This window comes from Buchnera aphidicola (Kaburagia rhusicola ensigallis) (assembly GCA_039830025.1).
GTDB lineage: Bacteria > Pseudomonadota > Gammaproteobacteria > Enterobacterales > Enterobacteriaceae > Buchnera_B > Buchnera_B aphidicola_AW.
In genome coordinates, this window is the sequence record CP140040.1 from 61,086 (window position 1) to 86,973 (window position 25,888).

Below are 25,888 nucleotides of genomic sequence, written 5' to 3' on the forward strand. Positions count from 1 at the left end.
ATGTGTTGTTATTTGATTGTTTATTACGTTTAAGTTGTAATATATTTTTTTAGATCTTGAATAGTTAATATTGGAATGTTATGTAATTGCGAAAACTGAATAATTTCAGACAATTTTGACATAGATCCATCTTTATTAGTTAATTCGCATAATATTCCAGCAGGTTTAAATCCCGCTAAAGTAACTAATTCTATGGAAGCTTCTGTGTGTCCAGATCGCCCAAATATGCCGTTTTTGTGTGCTTGCAATGGAAATACGTGTCCGGGTCGATTCAAATCTTGTGGTTTAGCATAGTCGTTAATTGCTGCTCGAATAGTTGTTATTCTATCTTTAGCAGATACCCCGGTTGATACTCCTTTAGCAGCTTCTATAGTAATAGTAAAATTAGTACCAAACTTGCTAGTGTTGTTTTTAACCATAAAAGGTAATTCTAATTGTTTTCGTTTGGATTCTGTAATACACAAACACACAATCCCACTTCCATAACGAATAGTTAATGCCATTTGTTCTATAGTCATTGTTTCCGCTGGAAATACTAAATCTCCTTCGTTTTCACGGTTAATATCGTCTAGAATAATTACCCCATGTCCTAATTTGAGAGATTGAATCGCATTTTTAACGCGTTTGTATGGAGTAATAGAAAATAAAGACTTGTATGTTTCCATTTTTAACCTTTTTATATTAGAAATACTAGCATTAGATGAAGTAAATTATATTAAAATCTAATTAAGAACTGCATTATTGTGTATAGTAATATACTATGATATTTATTCAAAATAAATATTTCTAATATTTTTTTTGCTACAGAATTATTATAAACGATGATTTAGAAAAATATGATATTTTGTACTGACATAATTTATTGATGCGTATAAGGAATATTTTTATGAAAATATATTTAGTTGGAGGAGCTATTCGAAATAAATTATTACGAATTCCCGTTAAAGATAGAGATTGGGTAGTAATTGGAGCTACGCCTGAAACATTGTTAAATTTAAATTTTAAAAAAGTAGGAAAAGATTTTCCAGTTTTTCTACATCCAGATAGTAAAGAAGAATATTCTTTAGCAAGAATAGACAAAAAATCTGGTTTAGGATATACAGGATTTAAAAGTAATTATTCTAAAACGGTGACTTTAGAAGAGGATTTAATACGAAGAGATTTAACAATCAATGCTATAGCTCAAGATGAAAATGGTAATTATATCGATTTTTTTAGTGGTTTAAAAGATCTAAAAAATAGGATATTACGGCATGTATCATCTTCTTTTTGCGAAGATCCTTTGAGAATTCTTAGAGTAGCAAGATTTTCTGCAGCTCTCAATCACTTTGGTTTTTGCATTGCACAAGAAACTATGCAGTTAATGATCGATATGGTAAAAAATAAAGAGTTATTATATTTAACTAAGGATAGAATTTGGAAAGAAACGGAAAAAGCTCTAACGACAAAAAATCCTCATGTTTATTTTCGAATTTTATATAATTGTAATGCTTTATCTATTGTATTTCCTGAAATTAATTTAGCATGTCAGTATGAATTACAAAGAATTAGTATATATGGTCGACAAATTTATTTTAAATCTGATTTTTTTTTAGAACTTGCAAAGATTTCGAATTTAAATCATGAAATAGAAATTTGCTTTGCTTATTTATGTAATATTATCTGTCAACTTACAGTATTTAATGTTAACCTATTTTCTATTCAAATGTGTGATGACATTTCTAAAAATTTTATAAAAATTTTGTGTAAACGCTTTCGTGTTCCATCTCGTATAAAAAATTTGTCCATTGTTTTCTCTAGTTTTTTTAAGTTTTTAAGTACTATTCAATTTCAATCTTCGAAAAGAATTATTTTATTTTTTAATAAAATAGATGCATGGAGAAAACCAAATAGGATAAAACAATTGTCTATATTACTTAATTTATACATATATAACACACATCACGCAAAAATACGCGTATATTCAGGTGATTTTTTAGAAAGTGCTTTTGACGTTTCTAAAAAAATTTCAATTAAACCTATTCTAAATTCAGGTTTTTTAGGTATTTCAATAAGACATGAATTAGTACGTTTAAGAGTAATTGCTGTTGATACATGGAGAAATAGTTTAGGAAAAGGTTTTAATGGTAAAAAAATACATAGATTATCATAGATAGTATTAATCTATAAATAATAAATGGTGTAAAAGAACCAGTACTGACTATTTTTAAACATTTGCGTATGCATAGTTTTGATGTAATAAAAGCAGATAAAAAACCTATTATTAAAAAACACATATTACTACGAGATATAGTTGGAATATCATAAATTATGTCTAATATCATTGCCCCGAAAAAAATAGGAACAGATATAATAAAAGAAAAATATGTAGCTGCGCGTTGATTAAGACCTATTAGAATTCCTATAGAAATAGTAGAACAAGATCTAGAAAATCCAGGAAGTAATGCTAAACATTGAAAACATCCTATAGTAAATGATTTAATTAAGTTTATATTTGTGTTTTTATATTGAATTCTGGTTTTTAGTATTTCGGATAACATTAACAATATGGAACCGCATATTATAGATAACAATATATTTTGAGGATTAAATATAAATTTCATGTGTTCATGAGAATATAGTCCTAGTAATGCAATTGGAAATATGCTAAGAAGTATATGGTGATATGATAGATGATTATTGCAAGTATATTTTTTTTCAGTTTTTAATAGAGAGTAAAATAATGTAATAAATGTGTTTTTGAAATATAATAATATAGATAATGATGTACCTAATTGCATGAATAAATTTAATGTTTTTGCTTCATTGGCTTCTATTCTAAATATTTTAGCAAAAATCATAATGTGACAAGTAGATGAAATAGGGAAGAATTCTGTAATACCTTCAATAATTCCTAATATTATAGTCATAAAAATGTAATACATGTTAAACGTATGTATATTCATGTGGTTATATAGAATGAAATTTTGATTAAAATTATTAATTAAAATAGGCAAAACGGATGATGATATACCGTTTTACCTATAAAAGATTATTTTTTTATAGAAAAAATTATGTCCTTACCTGCAATAACTTGACCTGATTTTTTTTTTATTTCTTTAAAATTTTCTATGTTAGATATCACTATAGGTGTTAATATAGATTTTGCTGTTGTTGTTAATAAAAATAAATCAAGACCAATAATTGGATCACCTATTTTTACAGTTTGGTTTTCTTGAGCAAGTTTTTTAAATCCAACACCATTTAATTGGACTGTATCTATTCCAAAGTGTACAAATAGTTCAACGTCGTTTTCATTTGATTTGATTGAAAAAGCATGTAATGTTTTGAATATTTTTCCAATAATTCCATTAATAGGGGATAATATAATACTACTGTTCGGTGAAATAGCTATTCCATCTCCTACTATTTTTTTTGAAAATACGACATCTGGAACTTTTTCAAGACTGACTATATTTCCTGACAATGGAGCAAAAATATTTATCTTATTATTTGATATAATATTTTTACTTTTAAAAAAATTGGAAAATAAATTCATATTTTGTCCCGTTAATAATTTTTTATTAACTGTTTTTAATAAATTCATTAATAATATTTATTATTTCTTTTGATGTTGGTTTAGATAGAACGTTTTTTGCTAGATGTATAGCTTCTGAAAAATTTGTTGTTCGAATTATTTTTTTGATTTTTGGAATAGTTGGTGCGCTCATACTAAATTCATCTAAACCCATTCCGAGTAATAGCGCAGTAGCTTTCTCATCTCCAGCAAGTTCTCCGCACATACCTGTCCATTTTCCAGCATCGCGAGAAGCATTGATAACTTTTTGAATTAAGTTTAACACAGAAGGACTCATAGGATTATATAGATTAGAAATCAAGTCATTGCCTCTATCTACAGCTAGTGTATATTGTGTTAAATCGTTGCTTCCAATACTAAAAAAATCTACTTCTTTTGCTAAGTGGTGAGCTATTATAGCAGATGCTGGAGTTTCTATCATAATTCCTATTTCTATTTTTGAATTAAATTGTATTTTTTTATTTTTTAATATAGTTTTTAGTGTTTTTAATTCTTCTTTTAAACTTCGAACTTCTTCTACAGAAATGATCATAGGAAACATTATTTTTAATTTTCCAAAAGCAGAAGCTCGTAATATTGCAGTTAACTGAGCATGTAAAATTTCTTTTTTATCCATTGCTATTCGAATAGCTCTCCAACCTAAAAAAGGATTATCTTCTTTAGGAACTTTCATATATGAAAGATTTTTATCACCTCCTATATCCATTGTTCTAATTATTACAGATTTTCCTTTCATTTGTTCTGCTACTATTTTGTATGCTCTGAATTGTTCTTCTTCGGTAGGAAAAGAATTGCGATTCATAAATAAAAATTCTGTTCGGTATAGTCCGATACATTCAGCGCCGTATTTCTTAGCATTAACTATATCACTAATAGTTCCTATATTTGCTCCAATTTTTATTTTATGCCCATCAATTGTAATCGCGCATAGATATTTTAATTGTGTTAGATTGTTTTTTTCTAATTCGTATTTTTTTTTTAATTTTTTGATTTTTTGTATTTGCGATGGTTTTGGATTGATAAATATAGCATTATTTATGCCATCTAATATTAAGAAATCATTATTATTTACTTTTTTGGTTATGTTTCCAGTTCCAACAATTGCGGGTATTTCTAGAGAACGGGCCATGATAGAAGTATGTGACGTTTGTCCACCTAAATCTGTAATAAATCCCAATACTTTGTTTAATTTTATTTGAGCAGTTTCTGAGGGAGTTAAGTCTTTAGCTATCAAAATAACTGGATTTTTAATATGATCAAGATCGATAACATTTAAATTAAGTATGTTTTTAATTAATCTTTTTCCGATATCTCTGATGTCAATTGCTCTATTTCGTAAATATTCATCGTTTAATTGCTCTAATATTTTAGCTTGCTTTTCTATCACAGTTTGAGTTGCATATTCTGCTGATAATCGTTTTTTTTGAATGAGAAATAATATATTTTCTTCCAATTCTTCATCTTCTACCAACATAATATGTCCTTCAAAAATATCTTCTTTACCATTTTTAAAATTTTTAGCTACTTGTAGTTTTATAATTTGAAGTTGATCAATAGTTTTAGATTTACCGTGAATGAATTTTTTAATTTCTTGTTTCACTTCATCATGTTTAATTGTATTTTGATTAATAATAATTTTTTCTTCTATGAGTAGTAATGCATTTCCAAAAGCAATACCTGGAGATGCTAGAATACCTGAAATCATAATATTACCCTTAACATCACAATATGTTATATTTTTATGATAGTAATTTGTTGGTCTCAGGTAACATTATATTAATTAGTATATATTATCCGGAAGTAACGTTATACTTCCGGTAAAATTGTACTGTGAATAATATTTAATATTTTAAGACACAAATTTTTTTATTTAAGTGTTTTTATAAATTTTTCTAAATTTTCTACTGCGATTTTTTCATCTTTTCCATTGGCGGAAATGGTTATTAAACTATTTTTTACTAAACCAAGCGTTTGTAGTTTAAATAAACTTTTTGCATTTACAGATTTTCCATTAGAGATGATATTAATTTCTGAAACAAATTTTTTTGCTTCTTTTACTAAAAGTGCAGCAGGACGAGTATGTAATCCATGAGGATTAGTAATAACGATTTCTTTTTGAAACATTCTTGTTCTCCCTAATTTTATTTTAAATGACTTAAATAAAATTAGTATATAATATTCTAAAATATTTATGATTTTAATTTAATTAAAGTTAGTGCAATAACACTATAAAAGTAGTATTTTTTTTAAATTTATATTTAATATGTAATATTAAGTGTGTTGATAAGTCACTATTATATGAATTTTAATTAATATACAATAAGTATGCGTTGTACAATAATGTAGTTTTAAACAAAAAATTATTTTTTTTGCAATTAATATTATTAATGTGATTTAGAGATTTGAAGATAATGCCTTATTTAATATTTTTTCCAAAAAAAAAGAGAACAAAAATTATGTATTTTTTTAGAAGAATTTGTTTTTATCAAGTTTGATGTAAAATAGTGTTTTTAGATAATATACTTACTTAACTTGTTTTTTTGTTGTCTTTTCATGTAATAAATATAGATTTTTAGTTAAATATAGTAATTATTATGTTAATTACATTTAAACCAAAATATTTGGATATAAATTTATATATTATTTTACATCTTATAAATTTTGTAGTGATATTATTTAAGTGTTGAGTGGTTATTACAGCATGTCTGTTTTTATATAAGTGTTAATAAATGTAAACGTTTTTTATTTTTTATAAATTAAAAAATTTTTTATAATAGTTTATATGTTTAACATTTGATATATATTTTAGTTTTCGTTTTTAATTTTTTACTATTAGTTTATGTATTTCAAATTTTTAGGATGATTAAATTATTTATCAAATGTATACTTTGTCAAACATTTTATATTATATATTATTTTGATATATTGATTTTTTTGTTTCTTTAAATATCATTTTTAATTTTATAGTAAACTCTACAATTTTAAGAGGTATCTGATATTTAATGGATGTGGTATTTAAGATTATTGATAATTTTTTTGTTAGTTGTAGTAATTAACGATAAAGAAATTTTTTATATTTTTTGTTTTTATTGTTTTTTCATTTTTGACATGTTCAATATTTTTATTTTAAGGATTATAGTTTTATATTAATATCATTTTTACATGATACATAATTTTATCATTAATATGATTAAATCAGTTTTACATTAATAGAGAAAATATTAAATATTTATTTTGAGTTAAATTATTTAGACATGTATATACTGATATATAAAAATTTCTTAAAATAATCATTTTTCGGTTTAATTTATAAATTTTTGCTTTTCAAAGTTATTTTTTGTAACAAAGTTAGTTTTAAATGGTTTTTTTGATTCAATAAATTGGTATTGTATGATATTTATAAAAAATTATATATTGAAGTTGCAAGAAAAAATTCGTTATTACGAATATTTGTATCATTCTCTTGGTTCTCCAGAAATTTCTGATAATAGATATGATTTTTTAATTAAAAAATTACATCATTTAGAAAACAAATATAAGCATCTTTTAACTTTAAAAAGTTCTCCTACGCAGATGATAGGATCCCCCGGAATTATCGGATTTAAAAAGCATAAACATATTACTCCTATGCTATCGTTAAATCATGTGTTTAATTATAGTGATTTTTTAAATTTTTATAACAATATTAAAATTTCTTCACAAGACAAAAAAGTTTTTTTTTGTTGCGAACTCAAGATCGATGGTTTAGCTTTAAATTTAGTATATAGGAAAGGAATATTAATACAAGCTATGACCAGAGGTGATGGTATTTCAGGAGAAGATGTTACTGATAACGTTCGTGTAATTTCTTCTATTCCTAATAAGTTAAATGGAATAAATATACCTAAAAAATTAGAAGTTAGAGGAGAAATTTTTATGCTAAAAAATGATTTAATGCGATTAAATGATAATGCAATAAATAATTGCAAAAAAATATTTTCTAACACTAGAAATGCCGCTTCTGGATTGTTACGTCAAAAAAATTTGAACAATATTGCAATGCAAAATTTGATGTTTTGTTGTTACGGACATGGTTATTATCCTAGGTATACTAATCTTTTTAGTCATTACGATAGATTGAAACAATTTAGTCTTTGGGGATTACCGGTTAGTGGATATAATTCTACACTTCATTCTAGTTATGATATTCTTTGTTTTTATAAAAAAGTTAATAGCATACGACAATTTTTAAATTTTAATATTGATGGAATAGTTGTAAAAGTAGATTCTATTATTTTGCAAAATGAATTAGGTTGTACCAATAAAGCTCCTAGATGGGCTATGGCATTGAAGTTTGTTGATCAGAAGAAGTTGTCTAAAGTTACAGGAATTACATATTGTGTAGGTAGAACGGGAGCTATTACTCCAGTTGCTAAGATTAATCCTATTTTTATTTCTGGTGTAACGATAAAGAAAGTGTCTTTATATAATTTTAATGAAATTAAAAGGTTAGATTTACATATAGGTGATATTGTTACAATAAAACGTTCTGGAGATGTAATTCCTAAGATAATTAGTGTTGTTAAAGATTATCGTTCTAATTATATACAAAAAATAGTATTTCCTAATTTTTGTCCAGTATGCAAGTCTATGCTTAAATTAAATACAAAGTACATTAAAGTATATTGTACAGGGGGCTTAAAATGTAAAGGGAGACTTAAAAAATTATTGTATTATTTTTGTTCTAAAAATGGATTAAATATTTATGGACTTGGTTATAAAATTATTAGTCAATTAGTAGATGGAAATTATATAAAAAATTTTTTTGATTTTTTTAATCTTAGTTTGGATTCATTATCTAATTTAGAAGATGTTGGAAATAAAACTGCAACCAACATTATTAGTTCTATTAATCAATCTAGGAATGTCACTTTATCTAAATTTTTATGTGCTTTAGGGATTAAAGAAATAGGATTAATTAAATCTAATATTATTGCTAAACATTTTTTATCTTTAGAAAATTTGATGGGTACTACATTACAAGAATTGATTTTATTAAAAGGTATTGGATTTAGTTCTGCATGTAGTCTATTTAATTTTATCAATACGAAATATAATCGGGATATTATTTTTAACCTATCAAATAGTTTAAATATATTTTCAAATCATGTTCAATATAGTAATACGGTAAAGAAATTAAATCCATTTTTTAAGAAAAAAATCGTTATTAGTGGTACGTTGAATAAATTCTCGCGTATTGAAATTAAAGGTATCATAAGTAAATTAGAAGGACGTGTTATGTCCAATGTTTCAAAAAATACAGATTATATTATAGTTGGAAAAAATCCAGGATATAAATTTGTTAAATCTAAAATATTGAAAATAAAAATTATATTAGAACAGGATTTTTTAAAAATAATTCAAGATTTTTTGTGAAATTAAGTTAAATTATATTTGGGTCGTGCAGGATTTGAACCTGCGACCAATTGATTAAAAGTCAACTGCTCTACCAACTGAGCTAACGACCCTTTATAATGAATGGGTGATGACGGAATCGAACCGCCGACCTCCTCCGTGTAAAGGAGATGCTCTACCAACTGAGCTAATCACCCTTTATTTCTATTGTAAAGAATAGAAATGTAGAGTCAATCTTTTTTTATAAAAATTTATTATTTATTTGTTTTTTTTAAAATATTTGAATTAAAATTGAGGACAATATGTTAGTTACTACAAGATTTGCTCCAAGTCCTACAGGTTGTTTGCATATTGGAGGCGTACGTACTGCATTATATGCATGGTTGTTTGCTAAAAGTAAACAAGGTAAGTTCATATTACGAATTGAAGATACAGATTTTAAACGTTTTAAAAAAGATTCAATTTTAGAAATTACAAATAACTTGAAGTGGTTAGGTTTGTATTGGGATGAAGGGCCTTATTTCCAAAGCAACAAAATTGAATATTACAAAGATATTGTTAATTCTATGATTCGATTAGGATTAGCCTATAAATGCTATTGTACAAGTGATAGATTAATTTCTTTAAGAAAAAATCAACTGTTAATTGGTAAAAAACCTAAATACGATCGTAAATGTAGGAATCTTATCAATAATAGTAAGAATAATGCTAATTATGTAGTGCGATTTCGAAATCCTATACATGGAAAAGTATCATTTATTGATGTAATTAGAGGAAACATATTGTTCGACAATAATGAACTGGACGATGTAATTATTCAGAGAACTAATGGTGTTCCTACATATAATTTTTGTTCAGTAATAGATGATCGTGATACGAATATTACTCATGTGATTAGAGGAGAAGATCACATTAATAATACTCCGCGTCAAATTAACATCTTAAAAGCATTAGGTGCACGTATTCCTATTTATGCTCATACATCAATGATATTAGATGTAAATGGAAAAAAACTTTCAAAGAGAAACGAAGTAGTAAGTATATCGGAATATAGATTGCAGGGTTATTTACCAGAAGCGTTGTTAAATTATATAGTACGATTAGGATGGTCGCATGGAAATCAAGAAATATTTAATGTTAATGACATGATAAAGTTATTTACTTTAAGTGGCATCAATAAATCTCCTAGTCGCGTTGATGTAAATAAATTATTGTGGCTAAATCGATTTTATATAAAAAATCTACCTGGAAATGCTATTGAAAAACATCTCCAATATCAATTTAAAAGAAAAAATATCAATTATTTAAATGGCCCGAATTTAATTACATTAATTAAATTAGTTGGTTCTCGTTATAATACTTTACAAGATATGGTTACTTTTTCTCATTATTTTTATAAAGATTATGTTATTTTTAATATTGATGCAGCTAAGAAATATTTAGTAAAGACTTCTATTGTCATTTTAGATCACATATACAAAAAAATTTCAAATCTTAAAACGTGGAGCTTAAAAGAATTGTCAACGATTATGAATTCATCAGTATTGGAATTAAAAATGACTTCTAAAATGGTTTCTATGCCTATTCGTGTCGCCATAACTGGTGATACTATTTCACCTAGTGTACACGTTATTATATATGGAGTAGGAAAATTAAGATCATTATTAAGAATTAAAGCTGCACTATCATATATTAGGAATAACTAGTATGGAAAAGTTTATTGTTTTGAAAATGAATCTTATAAGATATTTTATATAATATAATTTAAGATTTATTATTATATAATTTTAGAGTGAATTCGTAACGTGTTATTATTGTTTTTAAACATAGAGTTTGTTCTAAGTTATATGTTTGCATCGTATAGGGGTTATAGCTTAATTGGGAGAGCGTTTGCATGGCATGCAAAAAATAGCGGTTCGATTCCGCTTAACTCCACAATATAATAAATTTTGTTTTTTAAGTTTTTATTAATTAAATTTTATAAAATATTTTTTGAATTATTGTCCAATCTGAATAATTTTTGTATGGTAATGAAAGATTTTAAAGAGATAATTACTAGAAATGTTGCGCAAAATAAAAATGTATTTTTTTGTTTTTATTACAAAATCGTGCAATACTTTTTGTTATAGTGTTACATAGTCGTTTTTGAATAATATAGTTTCGAATTTTTACAATATTTAAAAAAAAGCTATGATATGCGTATATATTACAATAGTTCTGTAGTTTTAACGTTTATTGTCGGAATTGTTTACTGCTAATATATTAAATGTTAGGTTTTAAAACATTTAATATATTAGTGACATTTAATAATAATTAAATACTAAACTGGTAAATTCATGATGTCTTGATAACTAGATATTAGTTTATCTCGAACTTGAATTATTGCGTCTGTTGATATTAAATTTTTTTGAAAATTAATTAAAACATCGTTTAAAGTCATAGGTTGATCTTTGTTTAGTTCTATATTTTTAGACTGATTATCTATTTCTTTTTGATTAAAATTAAGTGAATCCCATGCATTTTTTATGTGATCTACAAATTGTTGAGATATTTTGTCTTTAGCTTCATTTAAATCCATTAAAGTTCCAAGTGAATTTAATATATTAAGACTGCTTTGTATAGTATCAGTAAACATGTTATTTTCTCAAAAAGTAATAAAAATATAATAAATATTACCACAAGTTTAGATAGGATAAAATGTTTTTGCTGCGCTTTTGTTTATTTTTTTTGTAAAAGTAATATTATTAGTAATTATTTTGCGTAATAAGTATATGGTGTCAACAACATAATGATAAATTATATAATTTTTTAAAGGAATAGTTTATGAATTTTAGTTTCAAAAATAATTCTCATTTAAAAGATAAAAATAAACGGTATTATTTTCCTTTCTTTTCATTAAATCTTCGTGTTACTTTCATAGTATTGTTAACATTATTAATAATATTTTTTACATTTTTTTTTAAATCTTCTAGTTATCATGTGCTTTATAATAATTTATCCAATGAAGATGAGCGATCAATTGTTTCTCAGCTAATACATATGAATGTTCCATTTAAATTTAATGATAATCATAGCGCATTATTAGTCCCGGAAAATAGTTTACAAGAAGTCCGAATTAATTTATCTGAACAAGGATTACCTAAAAAGAATAATGTAGGATTTGAGTTACTAGATCAGGAAAAATTTGGTATCAGTCAATTTAATGAACAAATAAATTATCAGAGGGCATTGGAAGGAGAGTTATCGAGAACTATACAACAACTGAATAATATTAAAACAGCTAGGGTACATATAGCTTTACCGAAACCTTCTTTATTTATTCAAGATAAAAAACTACCGTCTGCTTCTGTTATTTTAGAAACTAAACCAGATTCAAATATTAGTTCCAATCAAATTAGCGCAATTGTACATATGGTATCTGGAAGTATATCTGGATTATCTATTGACAATATTACTATTATTGATCAAAAAGGAAGATTGTTAAATAATCATGATTCTTTTGATAACAATGTTGATGATGTTAAATTAAAATACTCTGATATAGTTGAGGAACATTATAGGCAAAGAATAGAAAATATTTTAATTCCTTTGGTGGGTTTAAATAACGTACATGCTCAAGTTACAGCACAAATAAATTTTGATAAAAGAGATAGGACGGAAGAAAAATATAAGCCAAATTATAACAATGATAGTAAATCTATTCGATCCCATCAAAGCGATAGTAATGTCGAACTAAATGAAAAATACGTGAATAACCCTGTTTCTCCTAATTCTTCTTTAAATAAATTGTCTTCTAATTTTGGTAGTGCACGTAGTTTTTCATCTAAAGAAACGTCATTGAATAATGTAGTTAACAAACGTATTAACAATTTTTCAGAATTTCCAAAATCTAGTACTAATCAAAATTATGTTATTAATTATGAATTAGATCGTACTATCTTACATAGTAAATTACACATAGGTGATGTTACGCGATTGTCAGCTGCTGTTGTAATAAATTATATTCGTGATAAGAATGGAGATTTAGTGTCTTTAAGTCCTTATCAAATAAATAAAATTGAGAATTTAATTCGAGCAGCGATTGGTTTTTCTTCAGAAAGAGGAGATTCCATTTCTGTAGTAAGTTCTTTATTTGTCAAACCTCCAGTTCACATATATCAGCATGTTTCTTTTTGGAATAGGCCTTTATTTCTCAATGAGATATTTCAATATGGTATTATGTTAGTTTTATTGATAGCGTTGTATTGTTTGTATAAAGTTTTTTTTATTAAAAAAGTATTACACAAAGATAAATTCAAAGATGATCTTTCGCAATCTACATCAAAAAATAGTGATGCAATACGGCAAAACATGACTAAAAAAAATTTACAAAATGTACCTTCAGATATAGGTTTTAGTGATTTATCTAAAAATAATTCACATGTGGTAGCTATGATTATTCGAAAGTGGATGAATAGTGGTGATACAAAATGACTAATTTAGATGGTGTTGAAAAAAGTGCTATTTTATTAATTACAATTGGTTTAGATCAAGCTACTAAGGTTTTACAAGAGTTGTCATTTTCAGAGATTCAAAACCTTATTAAATGCATGTTGAATTTAAAAAAGGTTCCTCGTGCTATTGTGGATCAGGTAATATCTGATTTCAACAGTCATTTTTCTAAAAACGATTTTGCTACGGTTAATACAGACTATATTGTTGCTTTGTCTAAAAAAGTATTAGGTGATAAAAATGCAAATATTTTATTAAGCGAAATAAAAGATCAAGAAAACATTATGCGTAGTATTCAACAATTAAATATCATGAGTCCTTCTAATATTGCTGATTTAATAAAAAATGAACATCCACAAATTATTACGACAATATTGGTTTATCTTAATCCAAATCAAGCAGCAGCTATTTTATCTTGTTTAGAAGAAAAATTAAGTTTAAACGTTATTTTGAGGATTTCTCAGTTTACTGGTCTAAAAAAGTCAGGAGAAAATGAGTTTATTAAAATTATTAACGATATATTAGAAAAAAATAAAAAAGTTATATCTAATAAAGATGGAATTATTACTATTATAGAATTGTTGAAGTCTATGACGTACGATCAAGAACAACGAATTATAAGTAAAATTGAAGAGTCTAACCAAAAGTTAGCACATACTATCAAGTCAAAAATGTTTGTTTTTGAGGATATTATACATCTTGACGATCTTCAAGTTCAACGTATGATTCAAAAAACAACACTAGATGATTTGTCAATTGCTATGGCAATGTCTAGTGAATTATTAAAAGAAAAAATTTTAAAAAATATGTCTAAAGATAATGCTGATTATTTAAGAACTTGTTTTATTGAAAAATCTTCTGTATCGACAGATTTTATTAAAGAAAAACAAACTAATTTGCTAAATATCATAAAAAAGTTCTTTAAATGATATCGAATTAACTTTTTAGTTATAATATAGGAACATTTATGTATCGATTTGTATCAAAAATGACTTGGGAAAAATGGTATCCAGAAGAAATAGAAAAAAAGGATGGTAATAAATTAAACAGTACGCGTAAAATGCCTGAAAAGTGCGATAAACTAACAAAAGAAATATATGATAAAAATAGTTATTCTATTGTTAATAAAGATGCAAAAATTTGTATAGACGATGGAAATGAACATAACTATGAAACAGGATTTTGTAAAGGAGAAAAAGAAGGGTTTTCTGTGGGATTTGATAAAGCATTATTAGAATTTAATAAAAAAAGTGATTGTATATTAGTTAAAATGAATACATTTTTATCAAATTTCGAAAAGTCATTAATAGCATTAGATGATGTTATATCCTCTCGTTTAGTATATTTAGTATTGAATATTTCAAAAAAAGTTATAGAAAATACTTTATTTGCGGATGATAAACAATTATTAAATAAGATTAAGACAATACTTAAAAATGAACAAATGGTTTTTAAAAAACCAAAAATATTGATTAATCCTCATGATAAGAAAATAGTTGAAAACCATTTTGGAGAAGTTTTTTCAAAGTATGGATGGACAGTGTTGTTAGATAAAGAAATATCTAGGGGAGGATGTACAGTATTTTTAGGAGATACTATTTTGGATTCCACTGTTGTTGGGCGTTGGATTGAATTATGTAGATTAGTTTTAAAAAAGGAAGGATGATGATTTTACGAATAGACAAATGGATTCAAAAATTATTAGTTTTTGAACAAGAAATAATTAATTTTCCAAGTATAATTAATTATGGACGTTTGGTAGGATTTAATGGATCAATTTTAGAAGTAAGTGGATTGCAATTGTCTATTGGATCCATTTGTTATATAGGAAAAACTTTAGAAGTTAACAGTATAGATGAAATAGAAGCTGAAGTAATTGGATTTAGAAATGGAATACTGTTTTTAATGCCATTAAACAATATAGATAGTATCGTTCCAGGTTCTCGAGTGAGACCAAAAATGTTGAATGGTATTCATTATGTTGTTAACCAATTACCGATTTATGAAGGACTTTTAGGTCGGGTTTTAGATAGTACTGGAAAACCGTTGGATGATTTAAAAGAAATTAATAAAAAATATAAAAAAACATTGTCTTATTCTGTTATTAATCCTTTGCATCGATATCCTATTACAGATGTATTAGATACTGGCATTCGAGCGATTAATGCACTATTAACGATTGGAAGAGGACAAAGAATTGGATTATTTTCTAGTTCTGGATTAGGAAAAAGTGTATTACTAGGAATGATGACTAAATATACTGGAGCTGATATAGTTGTATTAGGATTAATAGGAGAACGTGGTCGAGAAGTAAAAGAGTTCATTGAAACTATTTTGACTAAAGAAGCATTGAAAAAATCGGTAATTATTGCATCCCCTGCTGAGTTTTCTCCATTATTACAAGTACAAGGAGCTAACTATGCTGTACGTATTGCTGAATATTTTCGAGATAAAAATTATCATGTATTGCTGATAATGGATTCTTTAACTCGTTATGCTATGGCTCACCGAGAAATAGCTTTGTCTATAGGAGAATTACCAGCTACAAAAGGTTATCCTCCATCTGTATTTTCTAAAATATCTTCTTTGATAGAGAGATCAGGAAATGGAAGAAAAAAAAGTAGTTCTATTACAGCTTTCTATACAGTATTAACAGAAGAAGAAGATACGTATGATCCTATTGCAAACTCTGCTAGGTCTATTTTAGATGGGCATATTATATTATCTCGAGAATATGCTGAATCTGGTCATTATCCTGCTATTGACATTGAAGCTTCTATTAGTAGAGTTATGTCGAATGTTGTGGATACTATACATGCTTCTAAGGCTCGTCATTTTAAAAAATTAATATCTTGTTATCAACGTAATCAAGATTTAATTAATGTAGGAGCATATGTTTCAGGTACTAATTCAGAATTAGATATGGCATTAGATTTGTTACCTAAATTAAAAAAATTTTTACAGCAAGGTATGCATGAAAAAAGTACTTTTATTGAATCTAAAAAAGATTTGTATGCGCTTTTTAATTAAATAAAAATTGCGAGAATGTATGTTTAAAAATAAAAAATCTATTTATTTACTAGAAACACTTGATAAAAAAAAAATCAACAATTATCACTAATTTTAAAAACAATTATTTTAAATAAACATAAGATTCAAAGACAAATTGATTTATTGTTAAAATATCAAAATGAATATCTCGTGAAATTGAACAGTCAAACTGCTCGTGGGATTTTTGGTTTTGAATTAAAAAATTATGATTTTTTTATTTCTTCTTTAATAAAAGGAGTTAGAAGACAAAAAAAAGCTATGATGCAATATGAACAACAATATTACAAATATTTTACTTTATGGGAAAAACATCAATATAAATTAAAAATGTGGAAAACTATTGTTTTAAAATCATTAAATCATGATCTTCGAATGATGCAGTTAGAAGAACAAATACAAACTGATGAACATGTTCAAAAATCCTTTTTAAAAAGAAGGTAAACTATTCTTGATTATTTAAAAATTATGTTTTTATGGCGTTAGATCTATGATATAAAAATGAGTATGATATTAGGTAATTAAATGTTAAATATATTTTGAATTTTATTTTTTAAAAATCTTCAATCAAATTTTTGATGAAAATCATGTAAAAATATATCGTGAAGAATAAAAATACAACTGATCTTTGTATTATCATATCAATTAGTAAAATTAAATATAGACTAAGTAGTTGTAGGCATTAATAATATGTTTTTAGTGACGTTTATTTTTTAGTTTTCTTATTTTTTTGTAAAGATAATTTATAATATTCTAAACATATAGAATTATACATTTAATTAGAAGAATTATTTGCTAACTTATAAATTCTAAGCAGAATATCAAAATATATATTAATTATTTCTATAATAAGATAAAAAAATCGAGATAATAATATGTATTAACTACAATTTATTTTGTTGGTCTTATTATTTTTCTGAAAATATAAGCATTATGTATTTTAGTTATGTTTGTACTTAAAAGATATGTTACAAAAAAGATATTAATGCCATGATCAATTCTGCGCAAATAATCTACATGCATAACTTTTTTTATAAATTTATATTTTATAAGTTATATTATAATGAAAACTGTTTTTATTTATGATTAAGATATGAACTAAATTTAAATACTGAACAAAATGTATTCATGAGTAATTATTTCTGTTTTTTAAGAACGAACGTTGTAGTTTTTTGAATTTAAGATATTTTAAATTTTTTGTATTTATATGATTAAAGATTAGTAATAATATATTACTAAAATTAAATTTAATTTCTAATAATAGTATTTTAAAAAAACTCTGAAATTTGAAACTTCTAATTTACGAAGTACTTGTCTGTATATTTAAAATTAAATTTGAGGATATTATTATTCGAAATCCAAATTTGAAGAAAATTATTAATATTTATATTTAATAAATATAGTATTTTTAAATTTGTCTTGTGAACTCGCTTGTTTTTAGTATTACATGTAATAGTCTTTTTGTTTGGTTGAAGATAAAATGGATACTTTATAATGACAATATATTTTTTAAATTAGTATTTATTCCTTAAGGTGTATTAATGATAAATAATGTTATTTTAAAAGTTAAAAAAGATGATATGAGTAATGAAATCCAAAAGATTAAAAAAACTTGTATTTACAATTCAAATATAGATTATTATACAATGTATCAAACTAAGAAATCATTAATGATGATTTTTGATCTTTTTTCTAAGAAAGTTTCTTTGGCTTTATTTGACATCATTAACGTTGAATGTAGTCTGGAATTAGATAATATTCAATTAGAGAGATACAATGAATGTAAAAATAATTTTCTAAATGCTAGGTTTTCAAGTTATTTTCAAATTTTTCCATCTTTAGAAACAGGAATGATTAGTTTATCTAATAACATCATACCATCAATTATAGATATTGTGTTTGGAGGTCAAAATATAGCTGAAACGTTTAAAAACGATGCTGATCAATTAACAATGTCTGAAATAAATATTATGAATAAAATTTTAAATATTATTGAAACTATATACAGTTTTTCTTGGAAAAATAAGTATAATATAGATTTTAAGTTTTCTAATTTTCAATTAATTCAAAAAACTAGTTTTAAACATATATTTGATAACAATGAAATGTTTTTATTTACTATTTTTAAATTAAATCTTGGTAGTACATTAGGATATTTAAATATTTGTTTTCCGTTTTCTGTAATTAAGACATATAAAGAAAAATTAGTAAATACATATAAAAAAAATGATGTAACAAAAAAAAAAATAGATCAGATATCGTTGCCAATGTTGTATGATATGGAAATACATTTAGATATTAAATTAGTGAATTTTTCATTGTTGTTATCTCATATTTTGGAGCTTAAAATTGGTGATATTATTTCTATAAATACTCCGGAAGATATTATGGCATATTCTTATGATGTTCCTATATTAGTGGGAAAATACAAAATGTATAAAAAAAAACATGCTTTTTTTGTGAAAGATTTTTTAAATTTAAAATAAAATAATTAGGATATTATTAATGAATGACATAAAAAATGTAGTTGAAAATAAAGATGGTGATAGCATAGATAAATTTAAAACAAATTTAGATAAAAAAAAGATAAAAAAAGATAATGAAACAATTCCTTCAAAGAAATTCATGCAAGAATCAAACAATATAAATTTTGTTGTAGATATCCCAGTTAATGTTACAGTGGAATTAGGAAACATTAAACTAAAAGTGAGAGATATTTTGAACTTAAATAAAGATTCTATATTAACTTTAGATAAATATTCAGGTGAACCATTAAATATATTAGCAAATCAATTTATTATTGCAAAAGGAGAATTAGTAATTGTAGAAGAAAAATATGGTATTAGAATTACTGATATAATTGATACTTCAAATAGTTTAAATAGTGCGAATTAATTATTAAAAATTATGACATAAAATTTGTAAGTACTATTTTTAACTTAGTGAATGTAAGTAATATTTTTAAAAATCGTAATACCATGTTTCAAAGTTATCAATATTTTATCTTTTTATTTGGATATTTAGAAAGATATTTATCATAAAAATAATAGCGAAAAGTTTATTAATAGATATTGTAAAAATATCGATTGTATCTCATGAAAGTATTATTTATTTTAGATTTAAAAGAAATCATATTGGATTGGTATTAACCTCAAACAATATTTCTTTTTTTTTGCATGTATTATTACCTATTTAAAAAAAGATAAACAATCATTAGATAAAACCACTGTTATTGTTAACAATATAATAAAGAGGTTGACTAAACGTTTTTGGAATAAAAAAATATGATGTATAAAACAATATCATTATGTTTACTGTTATTATTGTGTCCTATGGTATATTCAGAAACCTCTGTTTTATCTAGCTATTCGTTATTGCATGGAAAGGAAGATTGGTCTTTATCATTGCAAACATTGGTATTTATTACATCTTTAACGTTTATTTCACCTGTGTTATTAATGATGACTAGTTTTTCTAGAATTATTATTGTGTTTAGCTTATTACGCAATGCTTTAGGAACACCTTATTCACCTCCAAATCAAATTTTATTAGGTTTATCTCTTTTTTTAACTTTTTTTATTATGGCTCCTGTATTTGATAAAATTTATCGAGATGCATATTTGCCATTTAGTGAGGATAAAATTAATATAGATGTAGCTATTACAAAAGGTATGAAACCATTACATCAGTTCATGATTCAGCAAACTCGCGAAAATGATTTACTTTTTTTTTCAAAATTAGCTAATATTTCTCATTTTGCTACAAAAGAAGAAGTACCAATGCGAATCTTATTGCCATCGTTTGTTATTAGCGAATTAAAGACAGCTTTTCAAATTGGATTTACTATTTTCATACCATTCTTGATAATTGACTTAGTAGTAGCAAGTGTTCTTATGGCTTTAGGAATGATGATGGTTCCTCCCTCAACAATATCGCTACCTTTTAAGTTAATGTTATTTGTATTGGTTGATGGTTGGCAGTTATTAATCACTTCTTTAACTCAAAGCTTTTTTATTAATTAGTAATTCAATTATGCTATTTATGTGTTTAGTATTTTTAAAATTTTAGAATTATTATATAAGTTAGGAAAAAACATGACAGTGGAATCTGTAATGACTATTTTTCATGAAGCAATGAAAGTTGCTTTAATGCTCGCTTCACCTTTGTTATTATCTGCATTATTTAGCGGTTTAGTTATTAGTGTGATACAAGCTGCTACGCAAATTAATGAGCAAACGTTATCATTTATTCCTAAAATTATTGCAGTATTATTATCGATTGTTATTTTTGGACCGTGGATGTTAACTCTAATTTTAGATTATACTCGGTCTTTGTTCAGCAATTTATCTCTGATATCTAATTAATGATTACTTTTAATATAGATGATGTAATCTCCATTTTTTATAGTTTTTTATTTCCGGCATTTAGAATTTTATCGTTTGTAGTTACTGCTCCATTGCTAGGAGATCAATCTATTCCAAAAAAAGTAAAACTTTTTATTTCTTTGGTTATAAGTTGGTGTTTTATGTTTTTACTACCTCCAGTAAAGATTGATTTTTTTTCTATTGATGAATTTTTGGTATTAATTGAACAAATAGTAATTGGTATATCTTTAGGATTTTCTATGCAGTTAACATTTTCTGCTATTAAAATAGCTGGAGAAATTATAAGTTTTCAAATGGGATTATCATTTGCATCTTTATTAGATTGGAATACTCGTTCTAGTGTATCTATTTTGTCTCGATTTTTGTATATGTTTTTATTATTGTTATTTTTAGAATTTAATGGTCACATTTGGATGATATCAGTATTATTTGATACTTTTCAACAAGTTCCTATACAAAAAATTGGATTAGATGTGCATGTATTTTTTAATATTGTTACATTTGCTAAGTTCATTTTTCTTGATGGTTTTATGTTGATGTTACCCATTGTTATAATTCAATTGATGCTCAATATTTCTATAGGAGTTTTAAATAGAATTACTTCTCAGATTTCTATTTTTTCTGTGGGATTTACTTTAACATTAATAGTAGGAATATATACTTTATATTTGTTTATTCCTAGAATTCCTTATTTTTATAGTAATATATTTGATCGTTTGATTTTTTTGTTATCTGTTTTTTCAAAAGAATAAATATTCATTTTTTAATGGAATTAACGCAATTTTTTATTATGTTGATTACTAGTAGTTTACTATGTCAAAATATAAAGTTTTTTTTAAATATATTTTAAATTCTATAAAATGCTAATCTATACTACTTATAGTAGTATGTTTAGCATTTTCATATTTTTAAAGCAGTTTTATATTAATGGTTGTAAAATAAAAAATTATTTAATTTTTCCTTCTTTATATAATATGTGTTTTCGGATAGTTGGGTCATATTTCTTTAATTCTAATTTTTGATTCTTAGTTTTTTTATTTTTAGTTGTAGTATAGTAATGTTTACTTCCTGAAGAAATTAATTTTATTTTATTTCTAGCGCTTTTTGCCATATTTGAATTCTCTGTTTTTTAATAATAGTTGTTTTTCTAGAATTTTATCTAGTCCAATTTTGTCCATACATCTCATTCCTTTTGCAGATACTTTTAATGATATAAATTTATTTGTTTTGATATTCCAAAATTTGTGTAAGTGTAAATTTGGAAGAAATCTTCTTTTAGTAGCATTCATAGCATGAGATCTGTAATTTCCCGTAATAGGTTTTTTTTTAGTTATTTGGCACATTTTTGACATAATTAATGATTACCTATTTTATTTTTTAATATTAAAATTTTTTAAATTTTATTTTTTTTAAATACATTTTAATGTTATAAGTGAGTATTTGTTTTGACTGAAAGTTTTTATTATGTTTTTATACATTCTTTAAATTTTTTAAAATTATAGATTAAACTTTATTGATAGGATTGATTCGAATGAATTGTTTTAAACGATTACTTATATCTATAATTTTATTGTGTGTATTTTGTATCTTTAGTTTAGTATTTTTGTTTTATAGTCATTTTGGACTAAATATGTTTTGTTTTTTGGTTCATCATTATATACCAGAATTAGAAATAAAAAAATCAATAGGTACATTAAATAATTGCGTATTGCGAAATATAAAATATTATTCTCATAATAGAAAATGTTTTATTAAAGAATTGCACATAAAGATGCATATAGAATTTTTTAGGAATTTGTGTATTTGCGTAGATAAAATTTTATTTAAGCAATGTCATATATACATTAGTCATCTTAATGTAGTTCAAAATGGGAATAAAAAAATACCTTTAGATGCAATATTAATACCCTTTTTTAAAGTACCTATTTGTTTTAGTAATATACAATTTAATGATCTTTCTTTTTCTACACAAAATATATTATTTTTTGTAGATCATTTTTCTAGTAAGTGTTATTGGACAGGTCTAACATTAAAGTGTTTATATAACAAAATTGAAACTATTTGTATTAAACATAAAAACATAATAAAGAATAATACAAACGAACGAAAAATAGTTAATATAAATAAAATTGCGGTATTTAAAAAACTATTAAATGATGTTTTAAATTATCTTAAAAAATTTAGTGTTAACGTTCCTATAGATTTAGATATAGGATCTTTTTATAGCAAAAATATTTATTTTTGTGGTGACAAAAATTTTAATATATCTCAATTTTTTTTTAGTTTAAAGATAGTTAATAATAAAATGAGTGTAAGAAAAATACATTTCTGTGGTTATGGTTTCATCATTAATATGTATGGAACGGTTAATTTTAATAGAAATTTTTTGACTAATATAATTATTAATTTTGTTAATTTTAATCGTTTTACGAAAAATGAGAATATTAACGTAATTATAATCGGATTTTTATTGAAAAATTTAGAAATAAATTGTCATTGCTTTGGTTTGATAAATACAACTGTTCGCATAAGAGTACAATTTAAACAGTATAGTTCAATGTTCAGTTTAAATTTGTTTATTCCGTTTCTTAGTTTAATTAAAAATAATAACAATTATTTTATTTTACATAAAACAAAAGTTAGAATTGTAGGAAAATCATCTAATTATTCCTTTTTTTTCAATAGTATTGTTAATATGCATATTTTTGGATCGATGCAGCTATGTTTTTTTGGAATTGGAAATTATTCGACTATATTTTTTAAAAATACTTACTTGAATATTATGAATAAAAATACCATGTTTAATATTTTTTTCGGCTTAAAAAATATTTTAAATCAATTAAATTAAATAAAAATGATAATAATGACTATTCAAAAATATAATAAACAATATAAAAGTATATAAATTTATAAGTTTCAAACAAGATCCAAGTTATATTATTGAGTGTGAATATCTTATTTAGAAATTATTATATTAAGAAATAATTTTAGATTAAGTTCTTTTTTTGTTCTCGAATTTACAGAATATAGATAGTTTATTGAGTAAATAAAATACTTGTAAATAAAAATGTTCTTTCATATGGCTTTAAAAAAGAAATTAATATTATTTTTAAACTCAGTGAGTCCATATGACTTATTTTACATTTTTATAGAATTTGACAAGTAAAATTTTATTTTTATTTAATCGTTAGTGATAAGTTATTAAAAAAATATACGAAATATAATTTAGAATTAAGATTTTTATTTTTTTAAGTTAAATTATTTTTGAGTAATAACCATAACTATTGTTTAAATATATTAGGAACATTGTTTTACTTTTAATTGGAAGTTTATTGAAAAATCAAACATGTTGTCAAAGATTTGAGTTTAAGAAATAAATAACAAAAATGTATTAATGATATAGTGTGATGCGAACATTAAAAAATATTTGTTACATTTAAAATTATAAGACAACCAATAATTTTTTAATAAATACATTACTAGCGTTTTTCATAATAATATTAGCGATATTATAAGAAACATTAAAAATAATGTTAGTTTATTCGTTTACTATATTAAAAAATTTATACATTTTTAATGAATTATGAGTATTGGGAATTAACATCAATTTTATTTGAATTTTTTGATAATAAATTTGGATGTTAAAATAGAATTATAAAACTATAAAAAGTATAAAAAATTGAGCAAACATTGTTAAGATTTATAAATATTAAAAAAATAAATAAAATATTTTTGTTTCTGGAAATTATATATTTAAAAATATATTAATATTTATATTAGATTATTTAAAATTACATATTAAAACTACCATGCAAAAACGGAATATGATATTTTAAGAAAAATATATATAGTTTAAAAGTACTGGAAAAGCGTTGATTAATAATAGTTGTATAAATAATTTTTTATGTAGATAATATTTATTTTAATAATATGACTTTACGCGTTAATTGTAATAATATTTTATTGATAAGTTTGGTTACAATACAAAATTTTTTAAAATTAAATTTAAACTAAGATTTTTGAATATTGTGAGTTACTAAATAATAAGATCAATATCTTTCGGATTTTTATATGATATTAATATTATACTAGTTTTATAATATATAAATAGGATTTTTAATGGGTCTCGTATTTAGAGTACGACAATTTCGTTTAAATTTAAGGAATATAATTATTATTTTAAGATATATTTGGCATTTCTAAATTTTTTAATTGTATAAATTAGTTTTTGCTCTTGATATTTGACGATACATTAAAACAATTTAAGTATGAATTTTAAAGTACGGATTATTATTTTGTGGCATTATGTTTTACAAAAGTATTATTGCATTTAATATTTTATGTACTTTATAATTATGTCAGCAAGTTTTTAATGCTGACATAAATTGAATTTACAATTTTTATTGTAAAGAAGATAAGATTGTTTTATAAGCAACATCTTTATTTGTCCATTCAATTATTTTTACCCATTTATTTTTTTCTAAATCCTTGTAATGTTGAAAAAAGTGCACAATTTGTGTTTTTAATATATTGGAAAAGTGATGGATGTTTGTTATATTTGAGTATTCTTGACAAACGTCATCGTTAGGAACAGCTAAAATTTTATTATCTTCTCCAGATTCATCTAACATACGTAACATCCCTATTGGTCTACATGGTATTACTGAATTTGGAATAATAGGATATGGGGAATGTACTAACACATCTACAGGATCTCCATCACAAGATAAAGTTTTATTAATGAATCCGTAATTACAAGGATAAAACATGGGAGTAGGTATAAACCTATCTACAAATAAAACTCCTAATTTTTTGTTCATTTCATATTTTACTGGATGAGAATGTGATGAAATTTCAATAATTACATTTATGTTATATGGAACGTTTTTACCTGGAGAAATATTTTTAAAGCTCATTTTTTTTCCTTATTTTTTAGTCAAGTCTTTTTTGATATTTTTCTTTATAAATACAGTTTTATTTTAATTTTTTTCAG

Annotated in this window: 23 protein-coding genes and 3 tRNA genes; 15 read left to right on the forward strand and 11 right to left on the reverse strand. The window is 24.0% G+C overall.

The features are described 5' to 3' along the window. Positions 1-29: 29 nt before the first annotated feature. Positions 30-665: a 3,4-dihydroxy-2-butanone-4-phosphate synthase gene (gene ribB / locus U0T55_00260; GenBank protein ID XBC42863.1), complete on the reverse strand. Its 636-nt coding sequence runs from the start codon at positions 663-665 to the stop codon at positions 30-32. A 221-nt stretch (positions 666-886) separates the two neighbouring features. Between ribB and U0T55_00265 the strand changes: the two genes are divergently transcribed. Further along, positions 887-2,152: a tRNA CCA-pyrophosphorylase gene (locus U0T55_00265; GenBank protein ID XBC42864.1), complete on the forward strand. Its 1,266-nt coding sequence runs from the start codon at positions 887-889 to the stop codon at positions 2,150-2,152. On the opposite strand, the gene U0T55_00270 is transcribed toward U0T55_00265, so the two are convergent. The 4 genes from U0T55_00270 to U0T55_00285 form a co-directional block, all read right to left on the reverse strand. After that, on the reverse strand, positions 2,121-2,909 hold the full coding sequence (locus U0T55_00270) for an undecaprenyl-diphosphate phosphatase (protein XBC42865.1): 789 nt from the start codon (positions 2,907-2,909) through the stop codon (positions 2,121-2,123). The genes U0T55_00265 and U0T55_00270 overlap by 32 nt on opposite strands. Before the next feature lie 122 nt (positions 2,910-3,031). Then, on the reverse strand, positions 3,032-3,538 hold the full coding sequence (gene crr, locus U0T55_00275) for a PTS glucose transporter subunit IIA (protein XBC42866.1): 507 nt from the start codon (positions 3,536-3,538) through the stop codon (positions 3,032-3,034). Between the two features lie 25 nt (positions 3,539-3,563). After that, positions 3,564-5,282 (reverse strand): phosphoenolpyruvate-protein phosphotransferase PtsI, encoded by a 1,719-nt coding sequence (gene ptsI, locus U0T55_00280; GenBank protein ID XBC42867.1) that lies wholly within the window; start codon positions 5,280-5,282, stop codon positions 3,564-3,566. A gap of 161 nt (positions 5,283-5,443) precedes the next feature. Further along, a complete protein-coding gene (locus tag U0T55_00285) occupies positions 5,444-5,701 on the reverse strand; it encodes an HPr family phosphocarrier protein (protein ID XBC42868.1) in 258 nt (85 codons plus the stop codon). Between the two features lie 1,266 nt (positions 5,702-6,967). Here U0T55_00285 and ligA point away from each other — a divergent pair. Beyond that, a complete protein-coding gene (ligA, locus tag U0T55_00290; protein XBC42869.1) occupies positions 6,968-8,992 on the forward strand; it encodes an NAD-dependent DNA ligase LigA in 2,025 nt (674 codons plus the stop codon). Between the two features lie 19 nt (positions 8,993-9,011). Here ligA and U0T55_00295 read toward each other — a convergent pair. Then, positions 9,012-9,084 (reverse strand) — tRNA-Lys (locus tag U0T55_00295). Positions 9,085-9,095: 11 nt separating this feature from the next. Next, positions 9,096-9,168 (reverse strand) — tRNA-Val (locus tag U0T55_00300). Between the two features lie 105 nt (positions 9,169-9,273). Between U0T55_00300 and gltX the strand changes: the two genes are divergently transcribed. Continuing rightward, on the forward strand, positions 9,274-10,677 hold the full coding sequence (gene gltX, locus U0T55_00305; GenBank protein XBC42870.1) for a glutamate--tRNA ligase: 1,404 nt from the start codon (positions 9,274-9,276) through the stop codon (positions 10,675-10,677). 157 nt (positions 10,678-10,834) lie between these two features. Beyond that, positions 10,835-10,906 (forward strand) — tRNA-Ala (locus tag U0T55_00310). A 385-nt stretch (positions 10,907-11,291) separates the two neighbouring features. Here U0T55_00310 and fliE read toward each other — a convergent pair. Next, a complete protein-coding gene (gene fliE, locus U0T55_00315) occupies positions 11,292-11,606 on the reverse strand; it encodes a flagellar hook-basal body complex protein FliE (protein XBC42871.1) in 315 nt (104 codons plus the stop codon). A 188-nt stretch (positions 11,607-11,794) separates the two neighbouring features. On the opposite strand from fliE, the gene fliF reads away from it, so the two are divergent. From fliF to fliR, 10 genes are all read left to right on the forward strand, one after another. Beyond that, entirely contained in the window at positions 11,795-13,444 is a 1,650-nt protein-coding gene (fliF, locus tag U0T55_00320; protein XBC42872.1) for a flagellar basal-body MS-ring/collar protein FliF, read from the forward strand. Beyond that, entirely contained in the window at positions 13,441-14,391 is a 951-nt protein-coding gene (gene fliG / locus U0T55_00325) for a flagellar motor switch protein FliG (GenBank protein ID XBC42873.1), read from the forward strand. The genes fliF and fliG overlap by 4 nt, the downstream gene beginning before the upstream one ends. A gap of 38 nt (positions 14,392-14,429) precedes the next feature. After that, on the forward strand, positions 14,430-15,128 hold the full coding sequence (locus tag U0T55_00330) for a FliH/SctL family protein (GenBank protein ID XBC42874.1): 699 nt from the start codon (positions 14,430-14,432) through the stop codon (positions 15,126-15,128). Beyond that, positions 15,128-16,492, forward strand: coding sequence for a FliI/YscN family ATPase (locus U0T55_00335; protein ID XBC42875.1), 1,365 nt, complete (start codon positions 15,128-15,130; stop codon positions 16,490-16,492). Before U0T55_00330 ends, U0T55_00335 begins: the two co-directional genes overlap by 1 nt. A gap of 144 nt (positions 16,493-16,636) precedes the next feature. After that, on the forward strand, positions 16,637-16,954 hold the full coding sequence (locus U0T55_00340) for a flagellar FliJ family protein (GenBank protein ID XBC42876.1): 318 nt from the start codon (positions 16,637-16,639) through the stop codon (positions 16,952-16,954). Between the two features lie 1,097 nt (positions 16,955-18,051). Continuing rightward, a complete protein-coding gene (locus tag U0T55_00345) occupies positions 18,052-18,996 on the forward strand; it encodes a FliM/FliN family flagellar motor switch protein (protein ID XBC42877.1) in 945 nt (314 codons plus the stop codon). A gap of 19 nt (positions 18,997-19,015) precedes the next feature. After that, complete coding sequence (gene fliN, locus U0T55_00350; protein XBC42878.1) at positions 19,016-19,405, forward strand: flagellar motor switch protein FliN; 390 nt, start codon at positions 19,016-19,018, stop codon at positions 19,403-19,405. A gap of 437 nt (positions 19,406-19,842) precedes the next feature. Beyond that, on the forward strand, positions 19,843-20,532 hold the full coding sequence (fliP, locus tag U0T55_00355; GenBank protein XBC43089.1) for a flagellar type III secretion system pore protein FliP: 690 nt from the start codon (positions 19,843-19,845) through the stop codon (positions 20,530-20,532). A 72-nt stretch (positions 20,533-20,604) separates the two neighbouring features. Continuing rightward, positions 20,605-20,874 carry a flagellar biosynthesis protein FliQ gene (fliQ, locus tag U0T55_00360; protein XBC42879.1) on the forward strand — a complete coding sequence of 90 codons (270 nt, stop codon included), beginning with the start codon at positions 20,605-20,607 and terminating at the stop codon, positions 20,872-20,874. Next, the gene (fliR, locus tag U0T55_00365) at positions 20,874-21,647 is read left to right on the forward strand and encodes a flagellar biosynthetic protein FliR (protein ID XBC42880.1); all 774 of its coding nucleotides are present in this window, start codon (positions 20,874-20,876) and stop codon (positions 21,645-21,647) included. Before fliQ ends, fliR begins: the two co-directional genes overlap by 1 nt. Before the next feature lie 194 nt (positions 21,648-21,841). Here the strand turns inward: fliR and rpmG are convergent, their stop codons facing one another. Together rpmG and rpmB are read right to left on the reverse strand one after the other, a co-directional pair. Continuing rightward, on the reverse strand, positions 21,842-22,006 hold the full coding sequence (rpmG, locus tag U0T55_00370; GenBank protein ID XBC42881.1) for a 50S ribosomal protein L33: 165 nt from the start codon (positions 22,004-22,006) through the stop codon (positions 21,842-21,844). Beyond that, entirely contained in the window at positions 21,990-22,247 is a 258-nt protein-coding gene (gene rpmB, locus U0T55_00375; protein XBC42882.1) for a 50S ribosomal protein L28, read from the reverse strand. The genes rpmG and rpmB overlap by 17 nt, the downstream gene beginning before the upstream one ends. 278 nt (positions 22,248-22,525) lie before the next feature. Here rpmB and U0T55_00380 point away from each other — a divergent pair, with 278 nt between their 5' ends. Then, positions 22,526-23,743 carry a hypothetical protein gene (locus tag U0T55_00380; GenBank protein ID XBC42883.1) on the forward strand — a complete coding sequence of 406 codons (1,218 nt, stop codon included), beginning with the start codon at positions 22,526-22,528 and terminating at the stop codon, positions 23,741-23,743. A 1,552-nt stretch (positions 23,744-25,295) separates the two neighbouring features. Here U0T55_00380 and ppa read toward each other — a convergent pair. Beyond that, positions 25,296-25,811: an inorganic diphosphatase gene (gene ppa, locus U0T55_00385; GenBank protein XBC42884.1), complete on the reverse strand. Its 516-nt coding sequence runs from the start codon at positions 25,809-25,811 to the stop codon at positions 25,296-25,298. Positions 25,812-25,888 lie beyond the last annotated feature (77 nt).